Annotated in this window: 13 protein-coding genes; 4 read left to right on the forward strand and 9 right to left on the reverse strand. The window is 51.0% G+C overall.

Annotated features, from left to right (window positions below):
- Window positions 1-161 precede the first annotated feature (161 nt).
- The gene (adhE, locus tag FD25_RS11320; protein ID WP_057804366.1) at window positions 162-2,777 is read right to left on the reverse strand and encodes a bifunctional acetaldehyde-CoA/alcohol dehydrogenase; all 2,616 of its coding nucleotides are present in this window, start codon (window positions 2,775-2,777) and stop codon (window positions 162-164) included.
- Between the two features lie 421 nt (window positions 2,778-3,198).
- Here adhE and FD25_RS11325 point away from each other — a divergent pair, with 421 nt between their 5' ends.
- Window positions 3,199-4,992, forward strand: a complete 1,794-nt coding sequence (locus FD25_RS11325) for a glycerophosphoryl diester phosphodiesterase membrane domain-containing protein (RefSeq protein WP_057804369.1) — start codon at window positions 3,199-3,201, stop codon at window positions 4,990-4,992.
- Window positions 4,993-5,115: 123 nt separating this feature from the next.
- Here FD25_RS11325 and FD25_RS11330 read toward each other — a convergent pair whose 3' ends face one another.
- The 5 genes from FD25_RS11330 to FD25_RS11350 all read right to left on the reverse strand — a co-directional run bounded on the left by FD25_RS11330 (window position 5,116) and on the right by FD25_RS11350 (window position 10,341).
- Entirely contained in the window at window positions 5,116-5,763 is a 648-nt protein-coding gene (locus FD25_RS11330; protein WP_057804371.1) for a nitroreductase family protein, read from the reverse strand.
- A gap of 18 nt (window positions 5,764-5,781) precedes the next feature.
- On the reverse strand, window positions 5,782-6,672 hold the full coding sequence (locus FD25_RS11335) for an SDR family NAD(P)-dependent oxidoreductase (protein WP_057804373.1): 891 nt from the start codon (window positions 6,670-6,672) through the stop codon (window positions 5,782-5,784).
- A 143-nt stretch (window positions 6,673-6,815) separates the two neighbouring features.
- On the reverse strand, window positions 6,816-7,241 hold the full coding sequence (locus FD25_RS11340; RefSeq protein WP_083484156.1) for a MarR family winged helix-turn-helix transcriptional regulator: 426 nt from the start codon (window positions 7,239-7,241) through the stop codon (window positions 6,816-6,818).
- A 130-nt stretch (window positions 7,242-7,371) separates the two neighbouring features.
- Window positions 7,372-7,899, reverse strand: coding sequence for a DUF1836 domain-containing protein (locus tag FD25_RS11345; RefSeq protein WP_057804375.1), 528 nt, complete (start codon window positions 7,897-7,899; stop codon window positions 7,372-7,374).
- A gap of 90 nt (window positions 7,900-7,989) precedes the next feature.
- A complete protein-coding gene (locus FD25_RS11350) occupies window positions 7,990-10,341 on the reverse strand; it encodes a cation-translocating P-type ATPase (protein WP_057804377.1) in 2,352 nt (783 codons plus the stop codon).
- Window positions 10,342-10,517: 176 nt separating this feature from the next.
- Here FD25_RS11350 and FD25_RS14220 point away from each other — a divergent pair, with 176 nt between their 5' ends.
- Window positions 10,518-10,676 carry a hypothetical protein gene (locus FD25_RS14220; RefSeq protein WP_164480502.1) on the forward strand — a complete coding sequence of 53 codons (159 nt, stop codon included), beginning with the start codon at window positions 10,518-10,520 and terminating at the stop codon, window positions 10,674-10,676.
- Window positions 10,677-10,782: 106 nt separating this feature from the next.
- Window positions 10,783-11,631, forward strand: a complete 849-nt coding sequence (locus tag FD25_RS11355) for an aldo/keto reductase (protein ID WP_057804379.1) — start codon at window positions 10,783-10,785, stop codon at window positions 11,629-11,631.
- Window positions 11,632-11,811: 180 nt separating this feature from the next.
- Here FD25_RS11355 and FD25_RS11360 read toward each other — a convergent pair whose 3' ends face one another.
- A complete protein-coding gene (locus FD25_RS11360; protein WP_057804381.1) occupies window positions 11,812-12,903 on the reverse strand; it encodes a glycosyltransferase in 1,092 nt (363 codons plus the stop codon).
- Between the two features lie 92 nt (window positions 12,904-12,995).
- Entirely contained in the window at window positions 12,996-13,184 is a 189-nt protein-coding gene (locus tag FD25_RS14195) for a hypothetical protein (RefSeq protein ID WP_146999960.1), read from the reverse strand.
- 395 nt (window positions 13,185-13,579) lie between these two features.
- Here FD25_RS14195 and secY2 point away from each other — a divergent pair, with 395 nt between their 5' ends.
- Window positions 13,580-14,815 (forward strand): accessory Sec system protein translocase subunit SecY2, encoded by a 1,236-nt coding sequence (gene secY2, locus FD25_RS11370; protein ID WP_162256274.1) that lies wholly within the window; start codon window positions 13,580-13,582, stop codon window positions 14,813-14,815.
- A 242-nt stretch (window positions 14,816-15,057) separates the two neighbouring features.
- Here secY2 and FD25_RS14135 read toward each other — a convergent pair.
- On the reverse strand, window positions 15,058-16,824 hold a 1,767-nt coding region (locus tag FD25_RS14135), incomplete at its 5' end, for a DUF5776 domain-containing protein (protein ID WP_235807929.1).

Here is a 16,824-nt window from a genome sequence, read left to right on the forward strand (position 1 = left end):
TTAAAATAGGAATTCGAGTGGGTGACCATTTTATAAAATGTGAATTAAATCACTATAAAATCTTTTTTCAATTTTTTCACGATCCACGAAAAAAGCACGAACCACTTGTCGTGATCCGTGCTGCTTTCGGTTTGATGTTGAAGTCATTTAGGAGACAGGAATTATTTTTCGACGCCTTGACCGTCGTATTCGTCGATCATGATTTGTTTCAGATCGGCAATCAACGGTTCCTTCGGGTTCGCCGTGGTGCATTGGTCTTCGAAGGCCAGTTCGGACAAGTGATCGACCACCTTGTCGAAGTGCGCCTTATCGACCCCGTTAGCCTTCAAGCTCAACGTGACGTTGACCGAGTGCGCCAGGTCGATGATCTTCTTGACCAGTGCTTCCTTCAGTTCTTCCTTGGTCGTGCCTGGCAGGCCCAGGAAGCGGGCAATTTCGGCGTAGTCTTCGTCGGCCCGGAAGTATTCGTACTTCGGCCACATGGACAACTTGGTTGGTTCCTTGAAGTTGTACCGGATCACGTGTGGCAAGGTAATCGCAATCGCTAACCCGTGGGTCAGGCCAAATTCTCCACCGAGTTTGTGGGCCACCGAGTGGGTGATCCCCAGGAAGGCGTTGGCAAAGGCCATCCCGGCTAAGGTCGAGGCGTTGTGCATTTCGGCGCGCGCGTGCACGTCACCGTTATACGAATCGGTCAGGTTGTTCATGACCAACTTGATGGCCTGTAAGGACCACGGCCGGGTGTAATCCGACGCCATATTGGAAACGTAGGATTCGATGGCGTGGGTCAAAACGTCCAATCCAGAGTAAGCGACCGTCTTCTTCGGCACCGTTTCGATGAATTGAGAGTCCACGATGGCCACGTCGGGCGTCAACGCGTAGTCGGCCAGTGGGTACTTGACGTGGGTCTTAGAATCCGTGATGACGGAGAACGGCGTCACTTCGGAACCGGTCCCGGAAGTCGTGGGAATGGCCACAAATTGGGCCTTGCTTGGTTTCTTAAAGCGGTAGGTCCGCTTCCGAATATCCAAGAACTTCTGCTTGGCGCCGAAGAAACTAGCGGATGGGTCTTCGTAGAATAACCACATGTTCTTCGCGGCATCGATGGGTGAACCCCCGCCTAACGCGATGATGGTGTCGGGCTTAAAGGTCCGCATCTGCGCGACCCCGCGGTTGACCGTATCCGTGGTTGGGTCGGGTTCCACGTCGGAGAACAGGGAGTATTCGATTCCGTCTGGCCGGCGCTTCAATTCGTTTAAGACCGTATCGACGTACCCCAGTTGGACCATCGATGGGGAGGTCACCAGGAAGACCCGCTTGATGCCGGGCATGTCGTCGAGGTAGCGCACGGACGTCTTTTCAAAGTAAACCCGAGGTAATTTAATCCACTGCATGTTATTTCGCCGCTTTGCAATTGTTTTAATGTTCAGAAGGTCGAAGGACGAGACGTTGTGGGACACGGAGTTCTTGCCCCATGAGCCGGTCCCTAAGGTTAAGGACGGGATCATTTCGTTGTACAGGTTCCCAATCCCCCCAACCGCGGATGGCGTGTTGACCAGCACCCGGCTGGCCTTCATCTTGATGCCGTAGTCCGTGGCTAAGTCGTCGTCTTGGGTGTGGATGGACGCGGTATGGCCCAACCCACCGAAGTGCAGCAACGCGTCAGCCTTCTTAAAGGCGTCTTCGTGACTCGTGGCCTTATAAACGGACAGAACCGGTGACAGCTTTTCGGCGGATAACGGTTCCTTAGGCCCAATGCCCGTAACTTCAGCGGCTAAGACCTTAGTGTCAGCGGGCACCTTGATCCCGGCTAGGTCGGCGATCTTGATGGCGGACATCCCGGCAATCGGGCCCTTGACCCCGCCTTCTGGTCGGAACATGGCGTCGGCTAACGCTTTGTGGTCGGCCTTCTTAATGAAGTAAACGCCGCGAGCTTGCATCTCTTTCTTCACGTCGTTGTAAATCTCAGTGTCAATGATGGCACTGTTTTCGGACGCGCAGACCATCCCGTTGTCAAACGTCTTGGATAAGACGATATCGTAAACGGCCCGTTTGATGTTGGCCGTCTTTTCGATATAAGCTGGACCGTTACCAGGTCCCACCCCTAAAGCGGGCTTCCCGGTCGAGTAAGCGGCCTTGACCATGCCGGGACCCCCGGTGGCCAGCACACTGGCAACCTTCGGGTGGTTCATCAACGCGGTCGTGGCTTCCAGACTTGGCTTATCGATCCATTGGATCACCCCTTCGGGTGCCCCGGCGGCCACCGCGGCGTCACGGACGATCTTCGCGGCCATCACGGAAGATTTCTGGGCTTGCGGGTGAAAGGCAAAGATGATGGGGTTACGGGTCTTAACGGCAATCAAAGATTTGAACAGCGCCGTCGACGTCGGGTTAGTGACCGGCGTCACCCCGGCAATGATTCCCAGGGGTTCGGCCACGGTGATCAGTTGGCGTTCGTGGTCGTCTTTAATGATGCCGACCGTTTTATCGTTTTTGATGGAGTGCCAAATTTCTTCAGTCGCAAACATGTTCTTCACGGCCTTGTCTTCGACGTTGCCCCGACCGGTTTCTGCATACGCGGCCTTGGCCAATTCCATGTGGTGATCCAGTCCGGCAATTGCCATTTGGTGCACAATGTGGTCCACTTTTTCTTGCGTGAAGTCGTCCATCGCACACAATGCGCTGTGCGCTTTAGTGACTAACCGATCGATCATTTGGTCCACGGTTTCAGTATTAGCGTCATTCTTAGTTAATTTTACCTTTACATCTTTTAACATCTCTATGCCTCCATTATGCTTGAAAACACCTTGTTAACTTCTTCACGAATCCTAGTTTACCATGATTCTTTCAAACGTCAACTGCTTTATGCTCAAAAAATCACAGTTTTTCGTGCAACCGGTTTAACTCGCTTTGCTCCGGGACCTTTAGCCATCTGATTTGTAAGCGCATACAACGATAATTAAAAATAAAACAACTTTTTTGCCGATTGTTGTGTGTGAACCCGCTCACATCCATTACTTTTTTCATGATTTTTCATTCCACATCGTCTAAAGTGGGAGCAGAAAAGCCGTAGTCTCACTTTAATTTGTGGTAAATTGGGAAGATAAAGGAAATTGTAGACCTCGGCATCGTCGCAACCATCACCATTTACTAGCGACGACTGATCGTCTACGGTCACGGGAAAGAGGAGTTATCATCATGCAAGCTTGGGCCTTTTGGCGCCAAAGTACCCGCCACTTCAGACAACACTGGGGCAGCTACGTTTCGCTAGTCTTCCTCACCAATATCATCATCAGTTACTGTGCCATCCCCGTTTTTAGTTGGCTCACCGCCACCCTATTACGATGGCAACACATTCCCTACGTGTCTTACACCAACCTAGGGAGTATCGTCTTCAAACACCCCGTCGCCATTATTGGGCTGCTCGCCATCCTGTTAGCCATCATGGTGTTAGTCTATTGGCAATTTGCGTTTCTGTTACTAGGGATTCGTAATATTCGCTTAGGACGGCCCCGCACCACCCGCGAACTACTCCGTACCACCGTCACCAGCTTAGCGGACGCCTCACCGAGTACTTTTCTGTTCTTCATCGGCTATTTCCTAATTATCATGCCGTTTGGAAGCATTCTGTTCTCGACCCCACTATTAAACAAGGCCAAGATTCCGAGTTTCATTACCACTTACTTAATGGCCAACCCCATTTGGGCGACGGTTCTGATCCTGTTTTACGCGGCGGCCATTTATTTGGGGATTCGTCTTATTGCGGTCTTACCCCTAATGATGCTAGATCAGTATCACAGTCGGGCGGCCATTCGTGAAAGTTGGCGCACCACTCGCTTTAACTTCTGGCGCTACGTCAGTCGCATGCTGGTCACCTTAGCGATGGTCACCCTATTTGTGGCTATCGCGTACGCCGCCATTTATCTCGGACAACTCTACTTCGATACCACCAAAATTGCGCTGGCCGCAGCGACGACGAACCTCTTCTTGATGGAAGTTTTGACCGAATTTATCGTCTGCTACGCCACCATCCTATTCATGTCGATTATCCTCAGCAGTCACGCCGACCACGAACCGACGCCGATGATGCTCCTCAGCTTTCACGAGCCGGCCCGGACCAAGCGCCGGACCCGGGTGCTGATTATTACCGGATTAGTCATCATTTCTGCCCTACTGGTCACCTTTAACCTGGTCTACCTCAACGGGTTGGCCATCAGTAAACCGCTGACGATTGCTCACCGGGGCGTCGACAACGGCAACGGCGTGCAAAATACGATTCCGGCGCTGGTCAAGACCAGTCGGGAAAAACCGGACTACGTCGAAATGGACATCCAGCAAACTAAGGATCACCAGTTTGTCGTGATGCACGATACCAATTTAAAGGCTCTGGCGGGCATCAACCGGCGTGTCGGGAGCCTGACGTTGAAGCAACTGACCAAAATCACGGTCACCGAAAACGGCTACCAGGCGAAGATTCCTAGTTTTAACACTTACCTTAAAGCCGCGATCGCCCACCATCAAAAATTACTGGTCGAAATCAAAACTAATTCGGCGACCACCCCGGACGTGGCGCAGCGTTTCACCCGCCAATTCGGGTCGACCCTGTTAGCCCATCACGAACAGGTTCACACCCTAAGCTATAAGATCATGACGGCCCTCCGGCGCGAAGATCCACGGCAGTTCGTCAGCTACATCTTGCCGTATAACCTGACCTTCCCGTACACGACCGCGAACGCCTACACCATGGAAGCCACTACCTTAAACGATAGCTTTATCGATCAGGCGGATAAACACCACCAGAAGGTCTACGCCTGGGACATCGACAACGTGACCCAGCTGGACCAGATGATGTTTCTGGGCGTCAACGGCATCATCACGGATAACCTCCACGAGATGCAGGTCGAAATCCGGAACAACACGGACCACCCGAGTTATGCCAACCTCTTGCTCGCCTTCATGAACGAGTTAAGCCTGGAAACGCAGACGCAATAACCATTAATTTCGGCCCACCGGCCACGTTTATCCTATCAAATATTTCTAGCCCACAAAAAAATGGTGAACTCACGTAGCGACGTAAGTTCACCATTTTTTTAGACTCATTAATCGTGTTTGGGCTTAAGCAAAATCGGTTAAGTCCGCCACATCGTAGCGAATAGAATCAATCGGCTTTTCGGCTGGTTTTCCAATGGCAATCGCCATTACTGGAACATACCGCTTTTCGTCTAATCCAAAAGTCGTTGCAATTTTCGCTGCATTGTAACCGGCTAATGGGTTAGCTTCATACCCGTGTGCCCGAGCCGCTAACAAAAATTGCATCGAAACCATGCTGGCATCAATCGTACTATCCTTCACCAAAAACTCGCGGTCGGCATGTTCATACAACGGAAGGAACGTCTGGAAGACTTCGTCACGTTTTTCGGGCGTAATTCGTCCATCTGCACACATTTTGTTCCACACGTCTCTGTACTTTTCATGAGATTGGGTATCTCCTAGTACGAAAACAATTGCCGAACAAGTATCAGTCTGCGGAAAGTTGAACGGCATGACTAAAGAATGCGCCTTTTGTTTACCGGCTTCGTCATCACACACAACAAAGTGCCAGGACTGTAAGTTGCAGGCTGACGGCGAGGTCGTCGCCTCCTTCAATAGTTCCATGAGTTCCTCTCGTGGAATCTTAACGTCGGGTTGAAATTGACGAACCGATTGCCGTTTTAACATAACTTCGGTATAACTATCGTTTTTAATTGAGTTAACAGTATCCATAACTAAAATCTCCCTTTATTAATCCGTTTGGTTAGCTTGACTTAATGATTGCATGAACTGACCGACAAAGTTGATGTCCGGGCCCTTTCCCTCAACCAACCGTTCCGTTCGTTTAGTAATCATGGGATTCAAAGACGGGTGGCTGAGAATGTAAAATTGGTTCTTCTCCAATGCCGTAAAGACGATATTAGCAATGTTATCAATCGGCATTCCCGTCGTGATATCGTGCTTCGCAAACTTCTGTCCGTCAAGGTAGGCCTGGCTTTGATAATAAGGATCCGTGGTATCAGTGTACTGAGCCGGACGATGTTGCTCGCAATGGTACAGATCAGTTTGAACGAAAGCTGGACAAAAGACATGCATTTCAATATCGATCTGATGTTGTTGTAGATCGTAGGCAATTCCTTCAGTCATCCCGACACTGGCAAATTTCGTGGCGTAATAGGCCGGCATGAGCGGTGTTGAAACCAGTCCAGCATACGACGACACGTTGATGATCGCACCATGCGTCTGTTGTTGACGCATAATGGGAATAACCTTTTGCATGGTGTAGACCTGACTCATCAAATTAGTATGAATGATCCATTCCCAGTCACGACTCGGAAGGTCCCAGACCATTCCGGGAACCGCAACCCCGGCATCATTAATTAACAAGTCGATCCGGCCAAATTTAGTCATCGTTTGCGCAATGGCCGCGTCAACTTCAGCCTCTTTTGTGACATCCGTTACAACCATTAAGACATCCGCCGTCACTTTCTGAATATCGTGATAAACCTTCGTTAACGCTGGTTCATCAATATCGGCCATAGCAATTTTCATGCCCCGTTGAGCACCTTCTTTAGCGAGAACTTCGCCAAATCCGTGAGCTGCACCCGTAATAAACATGACCTTGTCTTTAAAATCTTTCATGTCTGCTTCGCCTCTTCATTCAAATTAAGTTGAAATCGTACGATTGACACGTCAACTATTGACGAGTCAAATATAGCATGAAAGCGTTTTTATGTAAATATATTCACAAAAAATAATCTAAAAAAATAGGCCTCGCTTGAGACCTACGACAGATTTAACCGTCCTAACCGTTGGAGCAAATCAGCTAGCTGGGAAATTTCTTGTGGCGTAAATTGCCCCCCAAATAACGCTAACAGGAACTTGTCTTCCGGCGTTTTTCCGCAGTGCTGTAAATCATCTTGCGTGGCCGGCGTCAGCGCCACAATGACTTCGCGATTATTTTCCGGATTACGTTTCCGAGTCACGTGACCCTGCTCTTCCAGGTCTTTCAAATGTCGCGTCACCGCTGCATTATCAATCTGTAGTTTCCGCTGAATGCACCCCTGAGTAACCGTTCCGTTTTTCTTGAGGAAGAGCAAAATTACGTACCGTGTAAGATTAAACCCCGTTTGCGTTTTGAACAAACTGGTAACGTTCAAATCAGCTAGTTTCAGCTGATACAACAGATCCACTAACTCATTAATGGTCATTTGCTACTTCTCCCTTCCGTCCAATTGGTTAACCGTATAACTAAGAATACGCTCACTATTTTTCAAAGTAAAGCCACGGCGCCCAACGGACGCAAAAAGGCGTCCGACCTAACCGGACACCTCTAATTGATTACTTCGTTTTTTCAACCTTACGTAACGGACGCTTAATCATGGTCAGTAACTTAGCCGATTGCAGACGCGCCACCACAGCGTCGACCGCGACCTGCATGAGCTTTTCGTTTAAATCCTTGGCGGCGGGTTGAACCTGGTCTTCACCCAAATGGTGTAACCGGTCCTCTAAGCTTCCAATGAAGTTATCGTAGGCCTGCTTAGGATAATCGCCAGCCGTGATCTGGTCGATGCCCGTCCGGACCGTATCCGTCTGGAACATCGGCTTGAGCAGACTAATCATCAAAATATCCGTCAGCTGCATGGTCTGATACTTCTTCTTGACCGGTGCCAAAATGACCTTATGCTTCACGTAGTTGTTGATCATCGCCGGCGTGATGGTATCCACGCCCAACGGTCCCAGCACCTCGTTGACTAGTGCGGTGACCTGATCCATATACAAATCAAACTTAGGTAAGTCGTCCCATCTGGGAAGCTTGATCCCGTGCATCTGCGTTTCCCAGCGAGTATATTGATTGAAATCTGCCATCGTCGTTCCCTGCCCTTCGGTTGTTTGGTGTCATTATAACACGTTACCTAGTCTTTGTGACTAGCTAATCACTAACTTTGTGCTTTTCAACTAACGCCAGCGAATTCGACTCAAAATGCGTTTACCTAACACCGCCTGGACCACTAAGAACACCGGCTGAACGCTAATCATTAACGGCAGGTAGAGCAACGCCAGCTGCCAATTGAGTAGGTTAACCAGTGAGAAAAGGTTCCCGAAGAACAGGAAGATCCCGGCAAATAACGCCGCCATGACGAACACCAGCGCAATTTTGAATCGATTCAGCGGGCGGGCAACCATCAATAACGCGTTTAGACTAACCAGCCCGGTCATCAATACGCTTAACGTCGAGGTCGTCGCGAAACTCAGGTGAAACTGGGTACCGATGGCCATGATGACTAAGATGTACCCCACCACGCAGACCGCGGCCGGCGCCGCAATCTCCATGACCTGCTTCATGAACCGATCGGCAATTCGGGTATAGTTCGGCTGCAACGCCAGAAAGAACGTGGGAATCCCGACCATTAACGACGAAATGGGCGTTAATTGGATCGGTTCGAACGGGTAACTCCGACTCATAAAGATGAAAATCAGCGTCAGGACCACCGAGTACATGGTCTTAATCAGGAAAAGTGAGGCCACCCGTTCGATGTTGTTAATCACCCGGCGCCCTTCATTTAAAACGTTGATCATGGCATCGAAGTTCGAGTTGATCAAGACGAAGTCGGCCAGACTCTTGGTGGCCTCACTCCCCGACGCCATGGCGATACTACAGTCGGCTTGGCGTAAAGCCAACAGGTCGTTGACCCCGTCACCGGTCATGGCGACCGTGTGGCCCGCCGTCTGGTAGGCCGTGATGAGCCCCTCCTTTTGTTGCGGGGTAACCCGGCCAAAGACGTTATAGGTGGCCACTAACCGGTCGTAATCGGGTTCTGCACCGACCTGACTCATATCCACCAAGTCCTGCGCCCCGGGAATGCCGGCGCGCTGAGCAATACTGGAAACGGTCACGGGGTTATCCCCCGAGATGACCTTTAAGGCCACGTCCTGCGTCACGAAGAAGTCGAAGGTGTCCGCGGCGTGCGGTCGTAATTCGTCGGTAATCAAAACTAACGCTAGTGCCTGGGGATTTACCGGCCGCGGCGTGGCCAATTGGTCGACCTGGGCGAGTAATAGCACCCGGTACCCCTGAGCGGCCAACGTGTGAATGCGGGCTTTGATGGCCGCGGGGACGGTCTCGTAAATGAATTCGGGCGCCCCCATCACATAGGCCCAATCGCCCAACTGGGCCCCACTCCACTTGCGTCCCGACGAAAACGGCAAGACCTCGCCCGCCGTCACCGTTGGGTTACCTAGTGCCGCTTGGATAGCCTGGGCGGTCTCGTTATCGTCACCGGTAGCCGCCACCAACTGGGCAAGAACTGTTTGGGCCTGCGCCCCATCCGTGGTCCCCACCAGGTCTAACCGATCAAGTTTGAGCTTACCACTGGTAATGGTCCCCGTCTTATCCAGACACAGAACGTCGACACGCGCTAAGGCTTCAATCGCCGGTAATTCCCGCACCAGCACGTTTTTACGCCCCAGGGTAAAGGCCCCGGCCGCTAAAGCGACCGACGTCAACAGAACTAACCCTTGTGGAATCATCCCGCCCATGGCGGCCACCGTGCCTAGAATGGCCCGGTTGGTATCCTGGCCCTTGACCAATGAGGCAATAAACAACAGAATACCCAGCGGAATGATGACGATGGTTAAAATTTTAATGATTCGGTTAATGGTGTTCAACAATTGACTGGCGGTGCGGTGTTGCTGCTTAACCGAGTGGGCCAGCTGCTTGACGAAGCTGTTTTGCCCCACCTTAGTGGCTTGAACCACCGCTTTACCGCCTAACAGGACGCTCCCGGAAATCAACGTATCGCCGGTACGTTTCGTAATCGGCGTCGATTCCCCGGTAATCTGGGATTCGTCGACCTCCAATCCCGTGGTCTCACGGATTAGGCCGTCGACCGGCAACTGATCGCCCCGCCCGACTTCTAATAGATCGTCTTGGACGATTTCGTCTTGGTGTCGCGCCGTGGTTTCACCGTTCCGTCGCACCTGAATCAAGCCTTCCGACAATAGAGCCAGGTGATCAATCTGTCGTTTGGACCGGATTTCTTGGAAGATTCCGATCCCCGTATTGACCACCACCACGCCGATGAACAACAGGTTTTTATAGCTCCCCGTCATCAGGACCAGGCCGGCGAGAACTAAATTAATGACGTTAAATAAAGTGAGTAGGTTATCCCGAAAAATCTGCTTCACGCTTCGGGTGAGCGGCGGGACCGGGTCATTTTTTAAGCCCTGATCGATCCGCTTAGTCACCTCGGCGGCCGTTAACCCGCGAGTTAACGGAGGTTGTTGTACTTCAGGTTCAACTTGCGCCATGGCCCAGGCCTCCTTAGATTGGTACCGCTTTTACCCATATTGTACAAGAATATTCACCGACTCACCCGTTATCTGTTTAATTTTTCCGCTTCTTAAACGAATCGCTAGCTGTTTAACAGATGACACCGAGAGTGGTTAAATGAAAGAGGAAACGATTAACGAAGGAGGAACTTTTAATGGCACATAAATCAACATCCCTGATTTTATTTGTCTTGTATCTGATTTTGTTAGGCTGCATGTTGGCGAACCAAAACATGCTGGCCATGTGGCTCATGACGGCGGGCATGCTGTTCGAGGCCAGCATCAACCTCTACGACCAATTTAAGAAGCACTGAGTCGCTTAAAGTAAGCGTTGTCATTTTGGGGGATTTCCCCTAAACTTGAAGTATTAACGTGAGGGCGATCCCGAGCACCTCACCGACAACCAGGAGGCTTTTTTGTATGACACTATCCAGCATTACCGAAACCCGACCGCTTGCCGACGGTCACCAGATTCCTAAATTTGGCTTTGGGACTTACCTACTGAGCGACCAAGCCACCATGGACGCCACGATTAAGACCGCGTGGGACGCCGGTTACCGTCTGTTCGACACGGCGATGCTCTACCGCAACGAAGACTTGTTGGGCAACACCCTCCAAACTTTAACCCTCCCCCGGCCCGACCTTTACTTAACCAGCAAGGTGGCCGAAGTTGTTCAAGGCTACGACGAAACGCTCAAGGCCGTTGAGGGCTCACTGAAACGCCTGCAAACCGATTATCTGGATTTACTGCTCATCCACTGGCCGGTCCGCGAACACTTCTTTGATACCTGGCGTGCCATGGAACAACTTAAGGCCGACGGTAAGGTTCGTTCGATCGGAGTATCCAACTACACCGTCGCTCACCTGGAACTGCTGGCCACTCAGGCCAAAGAAATGCCGGTGGTCAACCAGGTCGAATACCACCCCTACCTGAACCAACAGGCGCTACTGGATTACGATACGGCCAACCACATCGTGACCGAGGCCTGGAGTCCCCTGGGTCGGCGGGCTGTTTTGGGCGACCCGATGATCAAAAAGATTGGCGAGCACCACCAAAAGTCGGTCGCTCAAGTTATTTTACGCTGGGAACTCCAACACGGCATCTTGCCGATTCCCAAATCCCAACACGCCGAACGCATCGTGGAAAACGCTCAGGTCTTTGACTTCGAACTGACCGACGACGAACTATCGATGATCGACCTGTTAAACAAGAACCAGCGGACCGGGAACGAACCGGAAATCGTCTACGAAACTGGCAAACAATACTAAACAGAGTGTGACAAGGGGCGCTTTGCTGACGAGCATTAACGTCGTAAGTCGAACAATCCTGAACCTGGATTGTTTGGCTTACGGGGTTAATGCTCGTCAGCAGCCCTTTGGCGCACGTTTCAGCGAAGACACAAAGGGGTCTGGGACTTTTGTCCCAGACCCCTTTTCCGCCCTTAAGCTTTAATCTTTAGTCGAGAACGGGTGATCCTGGTCAATCCGCAGATCAGTCGGAATCGTCAAGCCTGGCGATACCAACATCTGTTCAGCAGCTTGTAACGCCTGCCGCGTAAACCAGCCGTCCCGGATTAATTTACCGAATTCATTCACGTGATCAATCATATCGGCTAATTCGTCATCACTGATGTTTTGAACCACGTCATCCAGCTCATCTAAGCTGTCGATAGCAATCCCTAAATGGTTCTGGACGATGATGTCGGCCACCGCCGCCTGGCGCCAAACGATTACCGGCAACCCGTGCGACAGGTACATGGACACCTTGTGGGGGTGATTGTAATGGGTATAGTCGTTGTACCGGTAACTCGGCGTATCGCTATCCCAGGCCAGCCCAAAGGTCCGCGGCATCTCTTGGATCAAATCCCAGCGCCAAAGTTGGCCCCGAAAATCGACCTGAGGATTGGCCGCTAACTTTTTATCCAATTCGTCGTCGGTCACCCCAAAGACGGTAATCGGCGTCTTAAGGCTCCAATCGGCTAAGTAACGGGACTTCAAGATGTTGCCCGCCAGCACCACGCCGCGCTTAAACTCTTCCGGCTTCGTGTAATAGCGGTCATCATCGTGGTTGTCATCCAAATAATCTAATAAGTATTGGCAAACCATGGGGGTGGTCACCCCGTCTTTTTTCAACTGTTCAGCCATGCGCCGGTTATGAACGATCAACACGTCGCATTTGTTAAAGAAGCCGATTTCGTCGATCCACGTTGGCATTTTCTGGTTCCGGAGGGTCTCCGAATCGTGGATCAAACAAACCATCTTGACCCGGCGCCGGTGCATCTGATCGACAAACGACATTTCAAACCGCCCACTATTCAGGGATGGATACTGATAAACGATGAAATCACCGGGCGAAACCGCCGCCGTGATCCCGTCGATTCGTGACGTCACGGCTTCATCTGACTCGCCCACGTCGTTGTACCGAAAAATATTAGCAACCTGGTAACCGGTCGCTTGCCCAATGCGGGCAATGTCTAATTTCGCTTGCCGGGTCGCATCAAATGTTCGCCCCTGAACGATATCTGTAATCCATTTTTTCATGAGAAGGTTCTCCATTCAGTTTAAAATCGACAACGTTAACTCTCTGGGCAATCCCTTTTCAGACTCGTTGATAGCCTAAACGCTGGTCACCACTAGAAAATATTAAGTAACGGGAACAAAATTCCGGCGAGCACCACAATGGCGATCGTGACTGAAATCGTAACGTTCAGACCTTTCCCAGTCGAGGATTTATTCTCCGGTGGCTCCTGGACGTAACCCTTTTCAAGGTGCATCCGAGAAGAGATATCCTGATTTAACAAATCTTTCTTCTGCTTACTCATAATGCTATAATTATAACTGTCTTTACATATGAAGCGCAACAATCTTGAAGGGCTTTTTCGCCGATTATCGGCCCAATAAAGGGGATTTTTACCCAGTACCATCAAGTTGTGTAACTTTGACGCCCTTTAGCGTTTTTGATAAGACCGGGACTTAATGGTCACGAACACCTTAAGTTTACACTGTTTTAAGACTTATAATTAACTAATCGGACATTAAATTGGTCATGGGTATGGTTATTAATGTCTCTGGCCAGCTCACACCAACCATTCTGACACTGAATGGTTTATTTTTTAGAATTTCTCGACCTGGTTTCCGGAACTTTCCGGGAACCCCGCACTTTGTTTAGTAACCGTTCAATCTACTCGGGGCCGTGGGGGCCAGAAAGGTGATTCGTGTGCATCGTTATCGAGAGTTTTTTACCAGCCTCGGCTGGACAGCCATTATTTTAGCGGTCTTCGTTGCCGGCCAAGTGGTGCCCTTACCCAACGTGGACTCCGGTACCGCCCAAGACGCGCTCAGCAACGTCACCTTCTTAAAGTTATTTGCGAACGTCACTGGGAGTAATCTGAGTAACCAAGCCCTTTTCTCCGTGGGGATGGGACCCTTCATGAGTGCCATGATTATCTGGCAGGCCGTGCAATCCGTCGCCGACGAACAGGTTGGCCGCATGACTAACCGCCAAATTAGCTTTTGGAAGTACGTGTTGACCCTCTTTTTGGCCATCATCCAGTCCTTCCAAATGGTTTACTTTATGCGCAGCTCCCTGGATCCGATGTATCTACCCGGAACCCAGATTGATATTACCTTCGCGGGGACCATGTTGTTGCTGATTGCCGGAGCCATGTTTGTGGCCTGGCTGGCGAACTTAAACGCCGCCATGGGGATTGGGAGTTCCGTGGCCCTGATTGTGCCCGGGATTGTCCGGGGCATCCCCAACAACCTGATCAACGGTTTTGGGGATAGTCACACCGTGCCGCTCAAAATGACGGCCACCGCCATTCTCATCGCCATTATCATTGGGTTCATTTTTCTGATTCTAAGTGTGCTGGTCAACGCCTCCGAACTCCGGATTCCCATCGAACGGCCGATGTTGGACCGAGAACACTCCAACTCCTACCTGCCCATCAAGTTACTGACCTCCGTCGGGATGCCGTTCATGTTCTCCAGTTCCATCTTTACCTTTCCCGGCTACTTTATTAATCAGTCCATTGGTCCCACAGATGACCTGCAACGGTTCATCGCCAGTTGGTTCTCCTACCGGACGCCACAGGGAATTCTCGTCTACGGCTTGGTCCTCCTAGCCTTGAACTACGCTTTCGGGTACATCAACATCCAGCCTACCCGGCAGACCAAATCCCTCAAGGAAAGCGACGACTACATCGTGGGCGTCGCACCGGGGGATGCTACCGAACGCTACATCATGCACCACTTTTCGTTACTGACGGCGGTTTCCAATGTCTTCATCCTCATTATTGGGATTGGTCCGTTAATCGTCGGCTTGTTCTACGCACCCGCCGCAAACTACTCGCTGTTCTTAGGGTCCATCATGATTCTTGTCGGGATGGCCTCGGGGATTACCGATCAAATTCACGCGTTACTGACCAAGAACCGTTACCGTGTTTTCGACTAAACTAAGCTGTTTAAAAAGGGATCGTTAAGACCTTCAATTTTGGAGGTTTTAACGGTCCCTTTTAAATTGCGGATAACTTACCACGATTGCCCGTAACCGCCGGGAAAACGGCCAGCAGTCGGCTATTCGGCCATCGTAGCGAGTCTACCGATGTTATCTATACAGCATTTCACCAAAAAAGCGATGAGCACCGCCCCATTAAGGGTAGCGTTCATCGCTTTTTAAGTTGTAGGCTTCAGAACTTACGACCGCCGAACGTAGACGGAATTCCCGGTAATATAACCGCCGGCAACCCGGTAACGTAACGTGCCGTTGTTAGAGAAGTCCCAACCGATAACCTTCAAGGTCGTCTTGGCCTTGTAATGGTGACCGGCCTTCTTCTGCAGGTTAGCGTCCTTGTACAAGTTGGCCCCTTGCTTAACCGTCACGTGCTTTGGCATCTTGACCAGTCCGGTCTTGACCCATTGCTTGTTGGCCGTGATGTACTTCCCGTTAGTTAACTGGAAGCGCGTGGTTAAGTTGTAGTGCACGACCCGCTTGACGGTCAACTGCTGTCCTTGACGATAATGCGTCACCTTACCGGTTTGCTTTGTCGTCTTGTAAGCGTTGATGCCCTTCGGATTGATAACCGTGATCGTCTTAGTCGTTAACTTGCCCTTCTTCAGAACGAAGTCACCACTCTTGATCTTGGTCTTCAACGTGTACTTGGTCTTGGCGCGAGCTTGAGACTCGTAGTACGTTTCCTGAACGTAGGCTTTCCGAGCCGTGATGTAACCGACTAAGCCGTACGTCTTGGAATTACGGTTAACGTCACGAACCTTGTACCGTAAACGACCACCCTTAGAATGTGCCGTGCCGATAACCACGAACTGTGGTTGACGACCCCGCGGCATCTTCTTGTACCAAACGATCCGGCTCTTCTTAGAGAAGGTTGCGGACTTGTACAAGCCAATCTTCTTGATAGCAGTAACACTCTTACCGATCATCTTCGACTTTCCAGTTGAGATGGTATCGGCACTGCTCCCACTGACCAAGGTTCCTGTGGAGTCATTCGACGTCGTGTCCGTTGTAGTACCAGTGTTACCACCAGTAGTTCCAGTAGTACCGGAATCCCCGTTACCGGAGTTCCCCGTATTACCAGAGTCACCATTGTGGCCCGACAGACTGTTACTGTTGGAGGCTTCGCTCATCGAAGCTTCGCTCATCGAAGCTTCACTTGCGGATGCTTCACTTTCTGACTCTTCGGCTGACGTACTTGCAGACGCTACGCTTTCGGATTCTTCGACTGATGCACTCGCGGAGGCTGTGCTTTCAGATTCTTCAGTAGAAGCACTTGCGGAGGCAGTGCTCTCAGATTCTTCAGCTGAGGCACTGGCGGACGCCGTACTTTCGGATACTTCAGCGGAAGCACTCGCGGAGGCTGTGCTCTCAGACTCTTCAGCTGACGCACTCGCAGACGCTACGCTTTCAGATCCTTCGGCGGAAGTGCTTGCGGACGCTTCACTTTCAGATACTTCGGCAGAAGCACTTGCAGACGCTTCACTCTCTGATACTTCAGCAGAAGCACTCGCGGAGGCTACGCTTTCGGATTCTTCGGCTGACGCACTCGCGGACGCCGTGCTTTCGGATTCTTCAGCAGAAGTGCTTGCAGATGCTACGCTTTCGGATTCTTCAGCGGAGGCACTCGCGGACGCTTCACTCTCAGATTCTTCGGCAGAGGCACTCGCGGAGGCTACGCTTTCAGACTCTTCAGCTGACGCACTCGCAGATGCCGTGCTTTCGGATTCTTCAGCGGAAGTGCTTGCAGACGCTTCACTCTCGGATACTTCAGCAGAGGCACTCGCAGATGCTACGCTTTCGGATTCTTCAGCAGAAGTGCTTGCAGATGCCGTGCTCTCAGATTCTTCGGCTGACGCACTCGCAGATGCTGTGCTTTCGGACTCTTCAGCTGACGCACTCGCGGACGCTTCACTCTCAGATTCTTCGGCAGAGGCACTCGCGGAGGCTAC

The sequence above is a fragment of the Levilactobacillus acidifarinae DSM 19394 = JCM 15949 genome (assembly GCF_001434835.1).
In the GTDB taxonomy this organism is placed as follows: domain Bacteria; phylum Bacillota; class Bacilli; order Lactobacillales; family Lactobacillaceae; genus Levilactobacillus; species Levilactobacillus acidifarinae.

Bases quoted from the DNA above. Each gene is read 5' to 3' on its own strand.
- adhE (WP_057804366.1), bottom strand. From the start codon at position 2,777: ATGTTAAAAGATGTAAAGGTAAAATTAACTAAGAATGACGCTAATACT.
- FD25_RS11325 (WP_057804369.1), top strand. From the start codon at position 3,199: ATGCAAGCTTGGGCCTTTTGGCGCCAAAGTACCCGCCACTTCAGACAA.
- FD25_RS11330 (WP_057804371.1), bottom strand. From the start codon at position 5,763: ATGGATACTGTTAACTCAATTAAAAACGATAGTTATACCGAAGTTATG.
- FD25_RS11335 (WP_057804373.1), bottom strand. From the start codon at position 6,672: ATGAAAGATTTTAAAGACAAGGTCATGTTTATTACGGGTGCAGCTCAC.
- FD25_RS11340 (WP_083484156.1), bottom strand. From the start codon at position 7,241: ATGACCATTAATGAGTTAGTGGATCTGTTGTATCAGCTGAAACTAGCT.
- FD25_RS11345 (WP_057804375.1), bottom strand. From the start codon at position 7,899: ATGGCAGATTTCAATCAATATACTCGCTGGGAAACGCAGATGCACGGG.
- FD25_RS11350 (WP_057804377.1), bottom strand. From the start codon at position 10,341: ATGGCGCAAGTTGAACCTGAAGTACAACAACCTCCGTTAACTCGCGGG.
- FD25_RS14220 (WP_164480502.1), top strand. From the start codon at position 10,518: ATGGCACATAAATCAACATCCCTGATTTTATTTGTCTTGTATCTGATT.
- FD25_RS11355 (WP_057804379.1), top strand. From the start codon at position 10,783: ATGACACTATCCAGCATTACCGAAACCCGACCGCTTGCCGACGGTCAC.
- FD25_RS11360 (WP_057804381.1), bottom strand. From the start codon at position 12,903: ATGAAAAAATGGATTACAGATATCGTTCAGGGGCGAACATTTGATGCG.
- FD25_RS14195 (WP_146999960.1), bottom strand. From the start codon at position 13,184: ATGAGTAAGCAGAAGAAAGATTTGTTAAATCAGGATATCTCTTCTCGG.